This window comes from Aneurinibacillus tyrosinisolvens, from assembly GCF_001015055.1.
Classification (GTDB): Bacteria; Bacillota; Bacilli; order Aneurinibacillales; family Aneurinibacillaceae; genus Aneurinibacillus_A; species Aneurinibacillus_A tyrosinisolvens.
The window spans coordinates 159254-178253 of record NZ_BBWZ01000003.1; the positions used below are offsets into that span (position 1 = coordinate 159254).

Annotated in this window: 17 protein-coding genes and 1 pseudogene; 17 read left to right on the forward strand and 1 reads right to left on the reverse strand. The window is 48.6% G+C overall.

Translation table 11 applies throughout. The features are described from left to right. Positions 1–3: 3 nt before the first annotated feature. Positions 4–369 carry a hypothetical protein gene (locus tag MBEAL2_RS04300; protein WP_152667692.1) on the reverse strand — a complete coding sequence of 122 codons (366 nt, stop codon included), beginning with the start codon at positions 367–369 and terminating at the stop codon, positions 4–6. 227 nt (positions 370–596) lie between these two features. Here MBEAL2_RS04300 and MBEAL2_RS04305 point away from each other — a divergent pair, with 227 nt between their 5' ends. From MBEAL2_RS04305 to MBEAL2_RS04375, 17 genes and pseudogenes are all read left to right on the forward strand, one after another. Further along, complete coding sequence (locus MBEAL2_RS04305; RefSeq protein WP_047151083.1) at positions 597–1160, forward strand: DUF2238 domain-containing protein; 564 nt, start codon at positions 597–599, stop codon at positions 1158–1160. Positions 1161–1230: 70 nt separating this feature from the next. Next, on the forward strand, positions 1231–1362 hold the full coding sequence (locus MBEAL2_RS33475) for a hypothetical protein (protein ID WP_269082437.1): 132 nt from the start codon (positions 1231–1233) through the stop codon (positions 1360–1362). A gap of 210 nt (positions 1363–1572) precedes the next feature. Continuing rightward, positions 1573–3134, forward strand: a pseudogene (locus tag MBEAL2_RS04310) (ABC-F family ATP-binding cassette domain-containing protein). A gap of 63 nt (positions 3135–3197) precedes the next feature. Beyond that, positions 3198–3428 (forward strand): hypothetical protein, encoded by a 231-nt coding sequence (locus MBEAL2_RS04315; protein ID WP_047151084.1) that lies wholly within the window; start codon positions 3198–3200, stop codon positions 3426–3428. Positions 3429–3525: 97 nt separating this feature from the next. Beyond that, positions 3526–4167 (forward strand): hypothetical protein, encoded by a 642-nt coding sequence (locus MBEAL2_RS04320; protein WP_047151085.1) that lies wholly within the window; start codon positions 3526–3528, stop codon positions 4165–4167. Positions 4168–4247: 80 nt separating this feature from the next. Next, the gene (locus MBEAL2_RS04325; RefSeq protein WP_047151086.1) at positions 4248–4922 is read left to right on the forward strand and encodes a DUF771 domain-containing protein; all 675 of its coding nucleotides are present in this window, start codon (positions 4248–4250) and stop codon (positions 4920–4922) included. Positions 4923–5047: 125 nt separating this feature from the next. Beyond that, entirely contained in the window at positions 5048–6406 is a 1359-nt protein-coding gene (locus tag MBEAL2_RS04330) for an aspartate kinase (protein ID WP_047151087.1), read from the forward strand. 137 nt (positions 6407–6543) lie between these two features. Then, positions 6544–7062 (forward strand): hypothetical protein, encoded by a 519-nt coding sequence (locus MBEAL2_RS04335; RefSeq protein ID WP_047151088.1) that lies wholly within the window; start codon positions 6544–6546, stop codon positions 7060–7062. A gap of 118 nt (positions 7063–7180) precedes the next feature. After that, a complete protein-coding gene (glgB, locus tag MBEAL2_RS04340) occupies positions 7181–9040 on the forward strand; it encodes a 1,4-alpha-glucan branching protein GlgB (RefSeq protein WP_152667693.1) in 1860 nt (619 codons plus the stop codon). Between the two features lie 14 nt (positions 9041–9054). Continuing rightward, on the forward strand, positions 9055–10233 hold the full coding sequence (locus MBEAL2_RS04345; protein WP_047151089.1) for a glucose-1-phosphate adenylyltransferase: 1179 nt from the start codon (positions 9055–9057) through the stop codon (positions 10231–10233). Positions 10234–10259: 26 nt separating this feature from the next. Then, a complete protein-coding gene (glgD, locus tag MBEAL2_RS04350) occupies positions 10260–11369 on the forward strand; it encodes a glucose-1-phosphate adenylyltransferase subunit GlgD (protein ID WP_047151090.1) in 1110 nt (369 codons plus the stop codon). A gap of 26 nt (positions 11370–11395) precedes the next feature. Continuing rightward, positions 11396–12826, forward strand: a complete 1431-nt coding sequence (glgA, locus tag MBEAL2_RS04355; protein ID WP_047151208.1) for a glycogen synthase GlgA — start codon at positions 11396–11398, stop codon at positions 12824–12826. Between the two features lie 13 nt (positions 12827–12839). Next, positions 12840–15269: a glycogen/starch/alpha-glucan phosphorylase gene (locus tag MBEAL2_RS04360; RefSeq protein ID WP_047151091.1), complete on the forward strand. Its 2430-nt coding sequence runs from the start codon at positions 12840–12842 to the stop codon at positions 15267–15269. 24 nt (positions 15270–15293) lie between these two features. Continuing rightward, positions 15294–16640 (forward strand): glycoside hydrolase family 13 protein, encoded by a 1347-nt coding sequence (locus MBEAL2_RS33480; RefSeq protein WP_201780801.1) that lies wholly within the window; start codon positions 15294–15296, stop codon positions 16638–16640. Beyond that, complete coding sequence (locus MBEAL2_RS33485) at positions 16637–17230, forward strand: alpha-amylase family glycosyl hydrolase (protein WP_439644823.1); 594 nt, start codon at positions 16637–16639, stop codon at positions 17228–17230. The genes MBEAL2_RS33480 and MBEAL2_RS33485 overlap by 4 nt, the downstream gene beginning before the upstream one ends. Before the next feature lie 67 nt (positions 17231–17297). Continuing rightward, entirely contained in the window at positions 17298–18410 is a 1113-nt protein-coding gene (locus tag MBEAL2_RS04370) for a DUF3900 domain-containing protein (protein ID WP_047151092.1), read from the forward strand. 99 nt (positions 18411–18509) lie between these two features. Then, the gene (locus tag MBEAL2_RS04375; RefSeq protein WP_047151093.1) at positions 18510–18860 is read left to right on the forward strand and encodes a hypothetical protein; all 351 of its coding nucleotides are present in this window, start codon (positions 18510–18512) and stop codon (positions 18858–18860) included. Positions 18861–19000 lie beyond the last annotated feature (140 nt).

Below are 19000 nucleotides of genomic sequence, written 5' to 3' on the forward strand. Positions count from 1 at the left end.
TATTTATCGGATTTTGGTCCAAAGAGATCCGGGAAACCTGCCGGTATACATCGCTCTTCCTAACCGTGTACTGCTGATTACATCGATAACTAAATCACCATATTCCATTGTACCCCCTCTTGGAAGATCAGCCCATCGTCCTGAAAACCTTCCATAGTGAGCACCAAAACGCCCGTAGAAAGCATTTGCGGGTCCTGTACTGCTGAGGCCGGCCCACCATACCTCATCAGCAACGTGCCTTATATAGTATGTTCCGCCATCATTGCAGCTCCAGATACCGGTAAGAATCCCTTCCTGCCGCGAGTCGTTTAAAAGATGTTCAACATCCTGTACGATCTGCCTGTGAACCATCCCCAAATCCTGCATCAAACGAACGCCTCCTTTCACCTTTATAGGAATAGAATATGAGACTTTCTTCAATTGTGTATGGGCTATGCTATTTTTTCTGATAAAGCTTCTTAACTTCATTCGCAGCATAATAACCGTCCTTCTTATCGGGTACTATACAATTATGGATTAAAATAATTGAGTAGGAAAGTGAGTAGGAGGCATGCTTCTGGACAGTAAAATGCTCAGCCGGCTTCCTGTGCCTGAATATGACAAAAACATTGAAAAGTAAAGTATGTGCCGTTTTTAGTCTATGTTACGTTTTGTTTATGGCAACCGTATCCTTTGTTTATTTTGCAGCAGGCAATCCTCGCTATCCAATCGCTATAGGTGGGATTGTTTGTGGTGCCATTCCTTTTTTGTTAGACCGCTTTGCTAAAGTGCGATTTAATTATTTAATCATTACTTCCTATTTTGCGTTCCTGTTTGCCGCACAGTTTCTTGGTTCTATGAGGGGATTCTACAGCCGTATTAGCTGGTGGGATATCCTTCTGCATTGTATAAGCGGCATACTTGCTGCCTCTATTTCGCTTGATTTGTTAGAGAGGCTTACAGATAAGAAAACGCGTGAAGGTATGAAGCCCTGGTTCATGTTTATATATGTTCTTTCATTTGCCGTGTTTGTCGGTGTAATCTGGGAAATTTATGAGTTCAGTATTGATCAATGGTTTGGTACTAGAATGCAGGTCGATAATGTTGACACAATGACCGACCTGATTGCTGATACTGCAGGCGGAGTTATTGTCGCAATAATCGCCGTGCTTTTCAGGTGAAAATAAGGAAGGGTTTGAATCCGCTGTTTAAAAGCTGAACGATCCATTATTCGCGAAGGAGTGGGCAGGATTGAGCTTAGAAAGTATACGGGGCATGCTATATGCGGGCTTGTTTATTTTAGGCATTGCCGTTATGGCCTGGTGGATGATAAGAGATGAAAAAAAGCATGAAAAGAAGATAAAGAATAAAAAAGGCAAATGACAATAATGTAACTGACAAAGTTGGGTATATTTTTACACCCGACCGTGATGGTACAGAAGAAAAGTAAAAAGACGCCAGATGAAGGAAATGCTTTTTCCATAGAAAAACAGGAAAACAGCCCGGTTTTTTATGATCAGGGCTGTTTATTTCTTTTCGCCAATCGAGTATGATGAAAGAAAGAAACGCAATACAGGAGGAATTACGAGCTTTATGAGCCTTTTGACAGTTGAAGAATTAAGTCATAGTTTTGGTGATCGCACCCTCTTTAAGGATGCTTCCTTCCGCCTGCTTGCGGGAGAGCATGTCGGTTTAGTCGGTGCGAACGGTGTCGGAAAATCGACGCTGATGAATATATTAACAGGCCAGCTGGTGCGTGACACCGGGAAGGTAGAGTGGACGCCGCGCGTGCGGTACGGGTACCTTGACCAACATACGGTGCTCACCCCCGGGAAAACGATTCGTGAAGTGCTGAAGGACGCGTTCCTTCCCCTGCTTGAGCTTGAGAAAGAACTGATGGTCATTTCCGAGAAAATGGCGGAGGCGACACCGGAAGAGCTGGAGAAGCTGCTGGAAGAAATGGGCGACATTCAGGACCAGCTCGATGCAAGCGGCTTTTACCTGCTTGACGTAAAAGTAGAGGAGATGGCGAACGGACTCGGCCTTGATGCCATCGGGCTTGACCGCGATGTCGCTTCACTGAGCGGCGGACAGCGCACGAAAGTGCTTCTGGCCAAGCTTCTCCTTGAGAAGCCAACTGTTCTGCTGCTTGACGAGCCGACGAACTATTTGGATGTCGAGCACATTCAGTGGCTTACCGGCTATTTGAAGGAATATCCTTTTGCCTTTATTTTAATCTCACATGACACGGATTTTATGAACGATGTTGTAAACGTCATTTACCACCTTGAATTTGCCAAATTGACGCGTTATAGCGCCAACTACGAGAAATTCCTACAGATGGCGGACATGAACAAAAACCAGCATATCAGCGCCTATGAAAAGCAGCAGGAGCAAATCAAGAAGACGGAAGATTTTATTCAGCGCAACAAGGCGAGGTACTCAACGTCCGGCCGGGCGAAAAGCCGGCAGAAACAACTGGACCGCATGGAGCGTATTGACCGGCCGGAAACGGCTCCGGAGCGACGTTTGCATTTAAAGAAGCGCGCGCCAGCGGGAAAACGATTTTTGAAGCGAAGGACCTGGAGATTGGGTACACCTCCGCGCTTCTGCCGAAGATGAATATGGCCATTGAGCGCGGTGAAAAAATTGCGATCGTTGGATGCAACGGCGTCGGGAAATCGACACTGCTAAAGACGATTATGGGCAGCATCCAGCCGTTCAGCGGTTCGACATACCTCGGCGATTTCCTCTATCCGGCTTATTTCGAACAGGAAGTGAAAGCCGGGAATGTGACGGCAATCGATGATGTATGGAATGCATTCCCGTCCATGAACCAGCACGAAGTACGCGGTGCTCTGGCGCGGTGCGGCCTGAAGAACGAGCACATCAACCGTCCGCTAAACATGCTCAGTGGTGGAGAGCAGGCGAAGGTGCGCCTGTGCAAGCTCATGATGTGGGAAAGCAACTGGATTCTGTTCGATGAGCCGACAAACCACCTCGATGTCGTAGCGAAAGCCGAATTGAAGCGGGCCTTGAAAGAATACAAAGGAACGATTCTGCTCGTCTGCCACGAACCTGATTTCTATGAGGACTGGGTTACGAATGTTTGGGACGTTGAAGAGTGGTCAAATCGCAAAGTAAACACATACTAAGCAAGAACGAAACCTGCCTGCATCGTTGGCGGGTTTCTATCTTTATATGAAGGAGAAAACCAGATGCATATCGAAAATAATACGGATTGCATGGAATGCGGGAGAGCGATCGCTGTGCCTGTTTTTGCGATATATCATGGACAGGATGATGAAAAAAATGGAACGGCGAAGGAAGAGGCCGCAGGGTATTTGTGCGACGTTTGCAGCAAAAAACATAAAATGAAACCAGTAAGAAATACGGAAGGGTTTGCAAAATTGGAGGGATTGAAAAGAATGCTTGAGAAGGGGGAATAAAATTCTTATTTGTAAGAAGGGGCTTTAAAATGGTAAAATTCAATTTGAGTTTGTTTGGTATGTTTACAGTAGGCAGCTTGTTTTAGGAGGGTTTGGAATGGACATAACGGTAAAAGTAAACAGGTATATCGATTCTTTACGAGAGGTAACGTACTATTTAATATCGATAAATACAAAAGAAGGCCTGCTGCGGAATGACAGCATCGAGAAGGTTCTTGGAACGAGCTATCGGGACCTTGCCTTAAAGCACGGCGGAATTATAGAGAACGGCAACGAAATTTATTTCAGAACCCGTGAGGAAGCTGAGGAAGTTCAGGAAATCCTTAAGGATATGCTTCGTGATAAGTACAATACAGCATTTGAAAGCCAGTTAAAGGAATCGTTCGGAGACTGGGAAGTAGAGCAGGCACCGGGTACGGATCCCGTAATCCTGAAAGATGTTCTTGATCAAAACGAGCAGCCGATCGCGGTTTTTATGGCGGAAGATGTATACCTTCTGCCTGTGCCTGGAACGGAGGATCAATTCGTGAATGCAGCAGGCTTCCAGGAAAACCGCGAGCAGTATCGCCAGGCCGGTAATGAAGCGAAGTATTCGATTATGTCCCTGTCAGACAAAGGAATGGTCATCGTTGACGACCGCGCGGATGAAATCCTGACGTGGGATGTCCTTGAAGAACTGTCTGAAATATATAAGAATTATCTGACGGCCCGCCAGCAGTACTTCCGCCATGTGAAATAAGCTGTATGAAAAAGTATCCCGCCATTATGGCGGGATTTTTGCAAATCCAAGACAAATAATGTTCATGGAAGGTGGTACATATGGACGTAGGGATAGAGTGGGTATACCGTTCAAATGCTACAAAAAAAACAACGACTTTTTCATCCGAAATGATGCCGGCTGAAGAGGCGCTCTTATTTTCGAAAGATATCGAAAAGACCGGACGCGTGCATACATTGGAGTTTGTTGATGACAAAGGAAGCCGCTGGACGAAAAAAGAAATGGAAAAGCTGCTCAAGGAAATCGAGACAGAACCCCACAATATTGCCGCTTACTTCGATGGCGGGTACCACCGCGAGCTGCAGGCTGCCGGTCTTGGTGTCGTCATTTATTTCAAGCAAAACGGGAAGCCGTTCCGTATCCGGAAAAATGAAGCGATGCAATATATCGAATCAAATAATGAGGCGGAATACGCTGCCTTCTGGCTGCTGCTGCGGGAACTGGAGGACCTTGGCGTCCGCAGCCAGCAGGTAGAATTCATCGGGGATTCGCAGGTCGTCCTCAATCAATTAAGCGGGGATTGGCCGGCATATGAGGACAAGGAGAACCGCTGGCTTGATCGAATCGAGGATAAGATGGAAGAACTGCGAATTACACCCCTGTACCGGCCTGTTTCACGGGGAGAAAACAGGGAAGCAGATCAATTGGCAGGACAAGCGCTTAAAGGAGAATTCATTTCGAGCCGCAAACAAGTGGGAGAGGTAGAAAGAGACTAAGATCAGGCTTTTGGATCATACAATTTATTTATTTTTTTATTAAAAGCAGGTATAGTAGGAATCATCAGAGAATTCGTTAGAACAAGTATGAGAGAGAGAGAAACAGAGGAAGTGGGGAATTCAGCATGAAGGTAGCAAAATTCGGCGGTACATCTCTGGCAAGTGCCGAACAAATAAAAAAGGTTTGCAGCATCGTTCTTGCGGATGACGCACGCAAGATTGTTGTCGTGTCCGCACCGGGGAAACGGCATAAACAGGATACGAAAGTAACAGATCTGCTCATCGCCCTGGCGGAGCGGTACCTTATGAATGGAGAAGCAGAGGTGGAGCTTGAGGCGGTAATAAGCCGGTATCGGGAAATTGCCGCGGGATTGGAGCTGGAGGCAGATATCGTTCAGGTCATCGAGGCCGATTTACGGAGCCGCCTTACCGGTGACGCCAGCAGCGCCGAAAAGGTAATGGATGGGATTAAGGCGGCCGGGGAGGATAACAGTGCGAAAATCGTTGCCCGTTTTTTACAATCAAGAGGGGTAGAAGCACACTATGTCAATCCGAAAGAGGCCGGTTTACTCGTAAGTGACGAACATGGGAACGCACAGGTTCTTCCTGAATCGTACGCGAACCTGCACGATTTGCGGGAGCGCAGCGGGATTCTCGTCTTCCCGGGTTTTTTTGGCTTCTCGCCGGCGGGGGACATCGTGACATTTTCACGCGGGGGATCGGATATTACCGGCTCCATCCTTGCAGCGGCCGTTGAGGCGGAGCTATACGAGAATTTTACGGACGTTGACTCGGTATTCGCCGCGAACCCGAATATGGTACAAAACCCGCAGGAAATTCGCGAGCTTACGTACCGTGAGATGCGGGAACTTTCGTACGCGGGATTCTCTGTTTTTCATGATGAAGCGCTAATCCCGGCGTTCCGTGCGGGCATCCCGGTTTGCATTAAAAACACGAACAATCCCGCCGCGCCAGGAACCATGATTGTGTTCGAGCGGAAAGGCAACGGCAACCCGGTGGTCGGAATTGCAAGTGACAGCGGCTTTTGCAGCATTTATGTGAGCAAGTATTTGATGAACCGGGAAATCGGATTCGGCCGCAGGCTGCTGCAAATTTTGGAAGAAGAAGAGCTTTCTTATGAGCATACACCATCAGGCATCGATGATATTTCCATTATTTTGCGCGACAGCCGGCTGACTCCGGAAGTGGAGACGCGAATTGTAGACCGGATTAAGCGGGAACTTGCTGCCGATAATATCGTCATCGAGCGGAACCTTTCCATGATTATGATTGTAGGGGAAGGAATGCGCCACAATGTCGGCACGACGGCCCGGGCGGCCACGGCTCTCGCCAGAGCGAGCGTCAATATCGAAATGATCAACCAGGGCTCGTCAGAAGTAAGCATGATGTTCGGGGTGAAAGCGGAAGACACAGAAAAAGCGGTCAGGGCAATCTATGAACAATTCTTTCAGAATCATCAGTAGAGCAGCGGATGCTGAACCTTTCTTCTTTGCAACTTTTTCAAACTTTTTTTCGTTTAAATTAGGTAGAATCGGTTTGAAAGAGGCTTGTCCGGTATATATATATAAGGAGCAGGTCAATTACAAGGAGATGAAAAGCAATGAGGAAACAGGGGAGAAAAGCAATTTTTTTGCTTGTCGCACTTATATGTATGTTCAGCATCGTTCCTCTCAAAGACACTGAAGGCAAGCAGGCGGCAAAGCCCGCGGCGAAGCCAATCGTAAAAACTGCAGCCGCATCGGTACATAACGCGGTGTATACGAACCACAAATATGGCTTTACCTTTCCGATCCCCGCTTCCTGGGGACAGAATTATAAAGTAGAAGAAGTTGCGAAAAACTACGACGGCTTTAAAGCAGTCGCTTTTACGGAGAAGAAGCATAACTATCCACTCGTTGAGATTGCCCTCATTCCGCTTACCGTTTGGAAGGAATATGCAGATTCATTATACATGCCGCTCGGACAGAAAAACGGCTACATGTATGCGGCGTTTATGCCTTCCGAAACACTGTACGAGAAGGATAAGAACGGCAATGAAGTCGAAGTCACTTCCGTTACAGCCATGTTAAACGACGTGGCGGATGCGTTTAGAAACAAGAAATTTACATTTACAAAATAAAGGAGAAGGCGCGGAAACGTGCCTTCTCCTTTATTTTGTTCCCTCCTTTTTTCGTTGCAGGATGCCATAACCAGTGCGTCGAATGCATATGTATTACTGTTACGGAAAGGGAGAGAGCATGGAGAAACAGGATATATATTGCAGCTATCAAACGCTTGGGGCACATGTGGCCGAGTGCTCCGGGGCAAAAGGGATCGCCTTTTCAGTTTGGGCCCCAAATGCCCAGAAAATACGGGTTCTCGGCGACTTTAACGCCTGGAGCGGGGAAGCCCACGAAATGAAACAGACCAGAAAGCCTGGAATATGGTCGCTCTTCATCCCCGCGCTTCAGGACGGCGATTTGTATAAGTATGAAATTCATACACGGCAGGGGGACGTTTTTCTAAAAGCGGATCCGTATGCCTTTTATTCGGAAGTGAGACCCGGGACCGCTTCCGTCATCGCAGCGCTGGACACGTATACATGGCACGATGGGGACTGGATGCGAAGCAGAGGCAAACAGTCATGGCTACATAAACCCGTAAACATTTACGAAGTGCACCTGGGAAGCTGGAAGCGAAAAGCAGACGGAGCTTTCTATACGTATCGCGAGCTGGCGGATGAGCTTATCGAATATGTACTAGAAATGGGATTTACGCATATCGAAGTGCTGCCGCTTACGGAGCATCCGCTCGACGGTTCGTGGGGCTACCAGACGACAGGGTATTTCTCAGCAACAAGCCGCTACGGAAAACCGGAAGATTTTATGTACTTCGTCGATTGCTGCCACCAACACGGGATCGGTATCATTATGGACTGGGTTCCCGGCCACTTCTGCAAGGACAACCATGGTCTGCGGATGTTCGATGGCACCCCGCTTTATGAGTATAAAGACGGAAAACGAGCAGACACGGGAGAATGGGGTACCCTTGCGTTTGACCTTGGCAAGCCTGAGGTGCAGAGCTTTCTCATTTCCAGCGCGCTGTTCTGGTTTGACGTCTACCATATTGACGGCCTGCGCGTCGACGCGGTCGCCAGCATGCTCTACCTTGATTTCGGGAAACGGGAAGGGGAGTGGACGCCGAACAGGCATGGCGGCAGAGAGAATCTCGAAGCGATAGACTTTTTAAGAAAACTTAATGAAACGATATTCAGATTGTATCCGGATGCCTTAATGATGGCCGAGGAATCTACCGCATGGCCGCTCGTGAGCGCCCCTGTGTATCTGGGCGGCCTCGGATTTAACTATAAATGGAACATGGGCTGGATGAACGATATGCTTCGGTATACCGAAATGGACCCGATTCACCGCAAATGGCACCATGAATTGCTCACGTTCTCCTTTTATTACGCCTTCTCGGAGAATTTTGTCCTCCCGCTGTCCCACGATGAAGTGGTTCACGGAAAGAAGTCGCTCATCAGCAAAATGCCGGGTGACTACTGGAGAAAATTCGCCGGTCTCAGGGTGCTGTATGCCTATATGGCCGCGCATCCGGGGAAAAAGCTGCTTTTTATGGGCGGTGAATTCGGCCAGTTTGATGAATGGAACGAGGCCGGGCAGCTTACATGGAATGTGCTCGACTATGACATGCATCAAAAATTGCAGGATTATGTAAAGGAATTGAATCATATATATCAAGAAGAAGCGGCATTATGGGCGAAGGACCATGAGCCGGAGGGATTTGAATGGATCGATCCGCACGATTACAGCCAGAGCATTGTTACCTTTATGAGGAAGGGCGTGGCCGAAGGTGAATTTATCGTCGTTGTTTGCAACTTCACCCCGGTAGTCTACGAGCAGTATCGGATTGGCGTGCCCCGGCCGGGCACCTATTGTGAATGGTTTAACAGCGATAGGGAAGAGTATGGCGGTTCCGGTCAGGTAAATGAACCCGAAATTGAGGCGGAAGACATTCCGTGGCACAACCAGTCTTTAAGCATGGCGATTAAAGTTCCTCCTTTAGCTTGCGTCTTTTTTAAGATGAAAAAGTACGAATAGAAAGAAGGTAAAGGATGAAACGAAAAGAATGCATAGCGATGCTCCTTGCCGGAGGGGAAGGGAAACGGCTTGGCCCATTAACAAAAAACATGGCAAAACCGGCCATTCCATTTGGTGGAAAGTACCGAATTATCGACTTTGCGCTAAGCAATTGCAGCAATTCCGGAATCGATACGGTAGGTATATTAACGCAGTATGAGCCCCTCGTTTTACACTCGTATGTCGGGATAGGCAGTGCGTGGGAGCTAGACCGCCAGAGCGGCGGCGTTACCCTTCTTCCCCCTTTTGTTAAGCAGGGGGAAAGCCGGTGGTATAAGGGCACAGCCCATGCAATCTATCAAAATATACATTTTGTTGAGCAGTATCATCCTAAATACGTCCTCATTATTTCCGGCGATCATATCTACAAAATGAATTATACGGCGATGCTGCAATACCATGTGGAGAAGAAGGCGGAAGCGACCATCGGAGTCATCGAAGTGCCGTGGCGGGAAGCAAACCGGTTCGGCATCATGAGTGTTGATAAGCAATGCAGGATTACGGATTTTGCCGAAAAACCGGAATATCCGGACAGCAACCTGGCTTCCATGGGCATCTATATTTTTACGTGGGATACGCTGAAAAGGCACCTGATGGACGATGCAGGGGACGAAGTATCGAGCCATGACTTTGGCAAGAACATTATTCCTGCTATGCTCCAGGAAGGGAGTAAAATGATCGCCTATCCTTTTCAAGGCTACTGGCGAGACGTCGGGACGATAGAGAGCCTGTGGGAAGCTAATATGGATTTGCTGGCAGATGAACCGCCGCTTGATTTATATGATAAGGACTGGCGGATTTATTCCTCAGCCGGGAACCTGCCCCCCCAGTACATTGCCCCGGAAGCTGCGGTGAACCGCTCGTTGATTAACGGCGGCTGTTCAATATATGGCGAAATTAACCACTCCCTCTTGTTTTCCGGCGTTTCGGTCGGGCCAGGGAGCGTGATTCACGATTCCGTCATTATGCCGGGTGTAAAAATCGGCAGGAATGTGAGCATTTATAAAGCGATTGTCGGGGAAGGCACCGTGATTGAGGACGGATGTACCATTGGCGGCAGCATAGGAACGAACTGTGAGATCACGGTGATTGGTGAACGCGGGCTTGTCAGGCACATACCGGTCTCGACGGAAAGGGCAGCCGGTTCGCAATGAAGAAACGGGGGAGGGGCGGAACAAGCGTGAAAGATGTGATGGGAGTTATTAGTCTTTGCAATGAGGCAGACAGGCTGCAGGAGCTGACCCGGTTTCGCTGCACCGCATCCATTCCGTTTGCCGGCAGGTACCGGCTCATCGACGTCGTGTTATCCAATATGGTCAACTCAGGGATAGAAGATGTCGCAGTGTTTACCGGCCGTAAATATCGTTCCCTCATGGATCACCTGGGAAGCGGGCGGGAATGGGGGCTGGATAGAAAGCGCGGTGGATTATTTATCCTTCCCTACGCCTCCGTCTCAAGTGCGGGAGAGTATAAGGGTGAGCTCCATACGTTTCAAAGCCACCTGGACTATTTCCATCGCGGCAGCCAGAAATACGTCCTCATTGCCGGCAGCCGCGTCGTTTGCAAGATAGATTACCGCCGGGTCATTGAATACCATCAGAGCACCGGAGCGGATATCACAGTTGTGTACAAGGAGAGGGAAGTAGGGGATTCGCCCGCGCTGCGGGAAGTGAGTGTGCAGGAGGACGGAAGGATCGCAGACATGGAGGAACACCCGGGCGGAACGGGCGGAAACGGGTTGTCACTTGATATGTTTGTGATTGAAAAATCCCTTCTCCTAACGATGATCGAAGCATGCGTTGCGGGCGGCAGGTTTAATTTTGTCCGGGACGGGATTGTAAAAAACTGGAATGAGCTGAAGGTATATGGATACAGGCACCGCGGGTATACGGCGGTCATTGACACCATCCATGATTATTATTATGAAAGTTTACACCTGCTTCACCCTGAAGTATGGGAAAGCTTATTCTGCGAGCACAACCCGATTTACACAAAAGCAAAAGATGAGCCTCCGGTTAAATATGCGAGCGGCGCCCGGGTAGCGAATTCCCTCATCGCGAACGGCTGCATAATAGAAGGAACGGTAGAAAACAGCATTTTATTCCGCGGCGTAAAAGTAAAGAAAGGGGCACACATTGCAAACAGCATTGTGATGCAGCGCTGTGAAATCGGGGAAAACGCAGCCGTGCGCTGTACGATTCTTGATAAAGATGCAAAGCTGACCGCAGGGCAGATGCTGCTCGGTGACTGGGAACAGCCTGCAGTTATAGAGAAGAGGGCCGTCCTATAATAGAGGAGAAGGAAAGGTTGAAGCAGATGAAAATATTATTCGCCGCATCAGAGGCGGTCCCGTTCGTGAAAACCGGGGGCCTGGCTGATGTCATCGGCTCCCTGCCAAAAGAATTAAAAAACGACGGGCTTGATGTTCGTGTTATTCTCCCGAAATATGAGGACATCCCGGCCGAGTACCAAAGCCGCATGCGTAAAACGAAGGAGTTCATCGTTCCGCTCGGATGGCGGCGGCAATATTGTGGAATCGAAGAGATGCAGCATAATGGAATTCACTACTATTTTGTTGATAATGAATACTATTTTAAAAGAAACGGAATTTACGGTTTTTATGATGAAGCGGAACGGTTCGCCTACTTCTCCAGGGCCATCCTTGAAGCGCTGCCTGCTCTTTCGTTTCAGCCTGATATTATTCACTGCCATGACTGGCATTCCGCTTTAGTCCCTTTGTTTTTACAGGCTGAATATCGCACTCTTCCCTTTTACGAGCAGATGCGAACCGTGCTGACCATACATAACCTGAAGTACCAGGGGATTTTCCCGCCGGTCGTTCTCGGTGATATCCTTGGTTTAGGAGAAGAGTATTTCACACAGGATAAGGTGGAATTTTACGGGGGCGTAAATTTTATGAAAGGCGGCCTTGTCTATGCCGATTTCTTAACGACCGTGAGCCCGACATATGCGAAAGAGATTCAGCAGCCTCACTATGGCGAAGGGCTGGACGGTGTGCTGTGCAAGCGCCGGGATCACTTACACGGCACCGTGAACGGAATCGATTATGAGGAGTACAATCCAGAGACAGACCCGCATGTTTTTTTTAAGGGCCCTGTGTGTGAGGCTTATAAACAAAAGAATAAAGCGATCCTGCAGGAGCAAGCCGGCTTACCGGTAAAGGAACGGACACCACTCATTGCCCTCGTCTCACGGCTTGTCGAGCAGAAGGGGATTGATCTGATTGCCTGTGTGCTGGAGGAAATGCTGGGGATGGACGTGCAGTTCATCATTCTTGGCACCGGGGAGCCAGTCTACGAGCGTTTGTTTAAGGAAGCCATGCGGCGGCATCCGGAGAAGCTAGCTGCGCAGACAACGTTTAGCGAAGGACTGGCAAGGAAAATCTATGCGGGGGCGGACATCTTTCTGATGCCGTCTAAATTTGAACCGTGCGGAATCGGCCAGCTTATCTCCATGCGGTATGGAACGATTCCGGTCGTCCGGGAGACGGGCGGCCTGTATGATACCGTTGAGCCGTATAACGAGGAAACCGGGGAAGGAACCGGGTTTACCTTTGTCAATTATAATGCGCATGAAATGCTGGAGGCTGTGGGGCGTGCCGTACACACTTACAGGTGTTCGCCGTCATGGCAGAAGATGATAGACAATGCGGGGAAATTGGATTCCAGCTGGAGACAATCGGCAAAGCAGTACAGCGCTTTGTATGAATGCTTGCTCACACCATGAGGAGGAAAGACGTATGTTTTCCAGTAAAGAAGTTTTTAAAGAGGAATTTATTGAGAAATTAGAGAGCATGCAGGGAAAGACGGTAGAAGAAGCGACCAATATTGACAAATATCAAGCGTTGGGACATATGATACGCGAGTATAGCAATAAAAATTGGATGGCTACAAACACATGCTATTTCGAGAAACATGAAAAGCAGGTGTATTATTTCTCAATGGAATTTCTCCTCGGCAAGCTCATGGAAAGCAATCTTATGAATCTCGGTGTACGGGGCGTATGTGAGGAAGGATTGCATGAACTGGGGATTCGGCTCGATGACATTGAAGCGCAGGAACCCGATGCGGGGCTTGGAAACGGGGGCCTTGGCCGGCTGGCTGCCTGTTTCCTCGATTCCCTGGCCTCGCTGCATCTGCCGGGACACGGCTGCGGCATTCGCTATAAGTACGGTTTGTTTGAGCAAAAGATTGTCGACGGGTATCAGGTTGAACTTCCGGAATACTGGCTGAAGGAAGGGAACATATGGGAAATACGCCGCTCCAATCTGGCGGTGGAGGTACGCTTCGGCGGAGAAGTACGGATGGAAGAGCAAAACGGACGGTGGTATTTTCTGCATGAAAAATATGAATCCGTCCTGGCGGTTCCATATGACGTGCCGGTCATTGGCTATAAAAATAAAACAGTGAACACCTTGAGGCTATGGAGCGCGGAATCGAATATCCGCGACTTTGACTTCCAGACGTTAAATAAACGCGATTATCATAAAATATTAGAATATAAACGTTCCGTTGAATCGATTTCAGAGCTTCTGTACCCGGATGATTCCAACCATGAAGGAAAGATTCTCCGGCTTAAACAGCAGTATTTTTTTGTGTCAGCCGGGCTGCAGAGCATTATCCGCAGCTATAGGAAGCTGGAGGACACATTGGTGGATTTTCACCGTAAAGTGGCGATTCATATCAACGATACACACCCGGCGCTGGCCATCCCGGAACTGATGCGCATTTTGATGGATGAAGAGGGAATGGACTGGGATGAAGCCTGGAAGATTACCGTCCAGACGATATCCTACACGAACCATACAACGCTAAGCGAAGCGCTTGAGAGGTGGCCTGTTGATATATTTAAGCCGCTGCTCCCGCGCATCTACATGATTGTGGACGAAATAAACGAACGCTTCTGCCGGGAACTGTGGGAGAAGTACCCGGGCGATTGGGAACGCATCCACAAGATGGCGATCCTTGCTGACGGGCAGGTGAAGATGGCCCACCTGGCGATTGCAGGCAGCCACAGTGTGAACGGGGTGGCAGAGGTTCATACGGAAATTCTAAAGGCAAGGGAAATGAAGGAATTCTATGAACTATCACCGGATAAATTCAACAATAAAACGAACGGGATTACCCACAGGCGCTGGCTGCTTAATACGAATCCGCGCCTGGCTGGGCTTATAACAGAAACGATAGGAGACCGCTGGATTCAGCACCCGGCCGAGCTTCTTCATTTGCGAAAGGCGGCAAACGACAACTCATTTCAGGAGCGGACCGCGCAAATTAAACAGCAGAATAAGGAAAATCTGGCTCGTATGATTAAGGATAAAAGTGGGCTTCTCGTAGACACCCAGTCGATTTTCGACGTGCAGGTTAAGCGGCTCCACGCGTACAAACGGCAAATTTTAAATGTATTGCATATTATGGACCTGTACAACCGGCTGCGCGCCAATCCGAATTTAGATACCGTGCCGCGCACGTTCATTTTCGGTGCCAAGGCGGCGCCCGGCTACCACCTGGCAAAAAGCGTAATTAAATTAATTAATACCGTTGCGGCAAAGGTAAACCGGGATAAGACGATCCAGGGGAAATTAAAAATCGTGTTTCTCGAAAACTACCGCGTATCCCTCGCCGAAAAGATTATTCCGGCGGCAGATATAAGTGAGCAGATTTCTGCTGCCAGCAAAGAGGCTTCCGGCACCGGAAACATGAAATTTATGATGAACGGAGCCATTACGCTTGGAACGCTGGACGGAGCCAACGTGGAAATCCACCGGGAAGTCGGGGACAACAATATCTTTATTTTTGGCTTAACGGTAGAGGAAGCGCTGTCCTGCTATGCGGGCGGCGGGTACCGTGCGAAAGACATTTACAACCGTGACCTGCGCATAAAAACCGTGCTCGATCAGCTCGTCAATGGTTTCTTCTCCGATGATGGTGTTCAGTTCAACGATATTTATTACTCTCTGCTTACGAACAATGATGAGTTTTTTGTTTTAAAGGACTTCTCATCGTATGCCAGAGCGCACCAGATGGTGGACGATGCATACCGCAATAAGAAAAGGTGGTATGAGATGAGCATTATAAACATCGCGCACTCCGGAAAATTCTCAAGCGATCGGACCGTTTCGGAGTATGCAGAACACATCTGGAATATACATCCGGTGACAATAAGTTGATCCCCGGGAAGGAGGGTGAGTTCGGTGAACGAACAGTGGATGGTTCATGATTCTTATGATACCCGGTTCAGAAATCCATTCGGCGCGGTACCTGCCGGACAGTCCGTCACCCTTCGCCTTCAAGTGCGGGAGCCGGAAGCGCCGGAGGTTGTTCTGCTTCGAATCGGGAAAGACGGAGCACAAATGCAGGACATTCAGATGCAGCCGGTGTGGAGCACGGATGGAAAAACGATGTTTGAGGCGGTTATTTCTGCTCCTGTGGAGCCCGGATGGCTGTGGTACTATTTCCTTTGCCAAAAAGACGGGCACACCTTTTATTATGGCAACAACAGTAGTGAATATGGCGGAAGAGGAGATATCTCGCACCGGGTTCCACCCCCCTACCAGATCACGGTATACCGGCATGGCGCGGCAACCCCTTCCTGGTTTAAGGAAAGCGTAATGTACCAGATTTTTGTTGACCGTTTCTATAATGGCTGCGAAGATGGCGCGGTGCTGCAGCCTAAAAAGGAATGCCTCCTCCACGGGCAGTGGAACAATACTCCCCTGTATATTCGCGATCCGAAAACAAACCGGGTGATACGCTGGGACTTTTATGGAGGAAATCTGTACGGCGTGAAGAAGAAGCTGCCGTACCTGCAAAGCTTAGGCGTTAACGTTATTTATTTGAATCCGATTTTTGAGGCCCCGAGCAGCCACAAATACGATACGGCAGATTACCACCAGGTTGATCCGATGTTCGGCAGCAACGCGCTCTTCCAGGAATTGTGCCGGGAAGCGGAGACATTTGGCATTTCCATTATTTTAGACGGAGTGTTCAGCCACACAGGCAGTGACAGCCTGTATTTCAACAAGGAGGGCAGCTATCCCGCTGTTGGAGCGTACCAGTCGAAAGATTCGCCTTATTATAAATGGTATTGTTTCAAATCGTATCCGAATGAATACGATTGCTGGTGGGGGGTCGATGTGCTTCCAAATGTAAATGAGGAGGAACCTTCTTACCGCGATTTTATTATTCATGGTGAGGACAGTGTGCTGAAGCACTGGCAGCGTCTTGGAGCGAAAGGTTGGCGCCTTGACGTGGCTGACGAACTGCCGGATTCATTCATTCAACAATTCCGTGCCGTTATGAAACAGCAGGACGAGAACTCGATCCTGATCGGGGAAGTGTGGGAGGATGCCTCCAATAAAATCAGCTACGGTGAGCGGCGCGGCTATTTACTGGGGGATGAGCTTGATTCTGTCATGAACTATCCGTTCCGCCGCATTGCGCTCGATTTTGTGCTCGGACACTGCGATGCGGGAGCGGCACACGCTGCGCTTATGAGTTTGTATGAGAATTATCCCCCCATCATTTCTACAGCCTTATGAATCTCATTGGCAGCCATGATGTGCCCCGCGTACTGAGTGCACTGGCGGAGGCCATCCCACTGGATTTCCCTGCAGAGGAAAAAGAAGCCATCCCTCTCAAGAGGTTAAAGCTGCTAACGCTATGGCAAATGACGTTTCCCGGTGTTCCATGTGTGTATTATGGCGATGAAGCGGGGATGACGGGAGGGGATGACCCGATGAACCGGGGGCCTTATCCATGGGGCTGCGAAAACAATGACCTCCTTGCCTGGTACCGCACTGTCATCGGGCTGCGAAACCGCTATGATGTGCTGGGTACGGGGGAATGGTTTTCTTTCGCATTGGAGAACAATGTATACGGCTATGTGCGAAGCATTACAGACGGCTGCGATCGGTTTGGCCGGCCGAAACAGGACAATACGGCGCTTCTTCTTTTTAACCGGGACCTGGTCAAAGAATGCACCGTTACGGTAGATTGCGGTGCGTGGGGGATTGAACGGCTGTATGACGTGCTTGATAACGAGCGGGAAGTAAAAGTGGCTGGCGGAATACTAAGGCTGTCCCTTCGCCCTCTGGAAGGAAAAATTCTCGCCCAAAACGTACAGCGGTAGTTTTCTTTGGCAGTAAAATCGTTTATCGTAAAGAGAGAAACATAATTTAAACATACGGGAGAGAACAATGGATTTTACAATACAGTTTCTTTCCTTTTTTGTTGTGCGCGTCGATGGACAGGGCGAACAGGCAGAAAAGGCTTTTAAACATTACCAAACAGTTGACGACACAGAATACGAAGCAAGTGAACTTAAAGATTTTCTTGATGGAGAGTTTACACGAATCGCAAAGCGAAAGGTCGAAAGAAACCCGAAGTCCGAGCAGGTTCCCACGAAAATCGGCCGCTTTATCGTCGAGCCGGGATATGACGTGGACAGCAATCCTGACTACAACATGTTTTCCCGGATCCGTAACGCGCAAACGAAGGATGAGTTTCATAAGCACAGCAACGAACTCGTACGGGCGTACATGGATACAAGCGCCATCCGCGGTGGTGTCCTGCTTGTGGCTTCGGCTAAGCTGACGAAGTATTTCGATGAACCGTTTGTTTTTGTGCTGAAATGTGACTTTGAGCAGAAAATTGCTTCCATTTCCGATGAAAGAAACATGATTCGCCAGGTGGAAATGGCGATTAACGCTAAGAACATGAAATCGATCCAATACCCGTATATGCCGGAAGAGGGGATGATCGAGGAGTGGGAGCTGAAAATCCACCAATCTTCCCATGCCCGTTACTTTGAGGATTTCCTCAAGTTTGTCGGATATGAGAAATCGATTCCTGAGATTGTGAATACGCAGGTATTCGAAATGGTCCACCAGTATATCGAAGAAAGCTATGAGAAGGAAAGCGAAGAGCGAAAGCAGGAAGAACAGGACGTTGAGCTATGGGCAGCCAGCGAGAAGCGCGAGCTGCAGCAGAAATGGTCTGCTGAACAGGTGAGGGAAGCTACCAGCTACCTCGTAGAACAGAAGCCGGATTTGGAAATGAAACTAAAGCTTGACCATGTGTCAGTCAAAGCACTGCTTGCGGATTTCGGCGAAAATATCCACATTGCGAAAATGGCGGATCGCTACGTCATTCTCATTGAGGGCGATATGTTCCAATTCGAGAAGGGAGTTTCACCTGTTGAATTGCTTCGGCCGGACCAGCTCGACTCGGTTTTGGAAAAAATCAAGGCAAAGAGCCACATGAGGGCTTCAGCCCCCTTTCACGCAAGCGACGATGAGCCGCCGTTTTAAAACAACCAGGGATTAAAAATGAATCACCCGTTTCCTGCGTATATATTTCTTAAGATGGGTAATAGAAAGAAAAGAAATCATACAACAGGAGAGGGTACCATGATCGTTGATTTTAAAAGGGCTGCTATCGCCCGGCACACTAGAGATTACATGGATATCTACGTTGAGTACCAGATAGCTCGAAAACCCGCAAAATATTTACTTCATTCACGGAGAAACGATATCGCCCAGCGGTACGAATTTCTTTCCCTGAAGAAGTGGAACGAAAGTTCAGGGCAATATGAAGTCATTAGCGAGAATATTGAGCATTCTGAATATGAGATGATTGCTTTCCTTGCCTTACATACTGCGATTGGCTGCGATACAACGGACGAGCAGTTCTGGAGCATTATGAAAAAATTACGGATTGCACCAGCGCACCAGGAGAAACGAAAAACAGGCACCCTATAAAAGGATGCCTGTTTTTTGCTGTGATCTTGCACATTCGGCTTGTAAAAAAACATGAGAATGGCCATAAAAGCGAGCAGGATAAATACCAGCATAAGAATAAGACGACGGACAAATTTTTTCTCCTCCATGCGTCCCTCCCC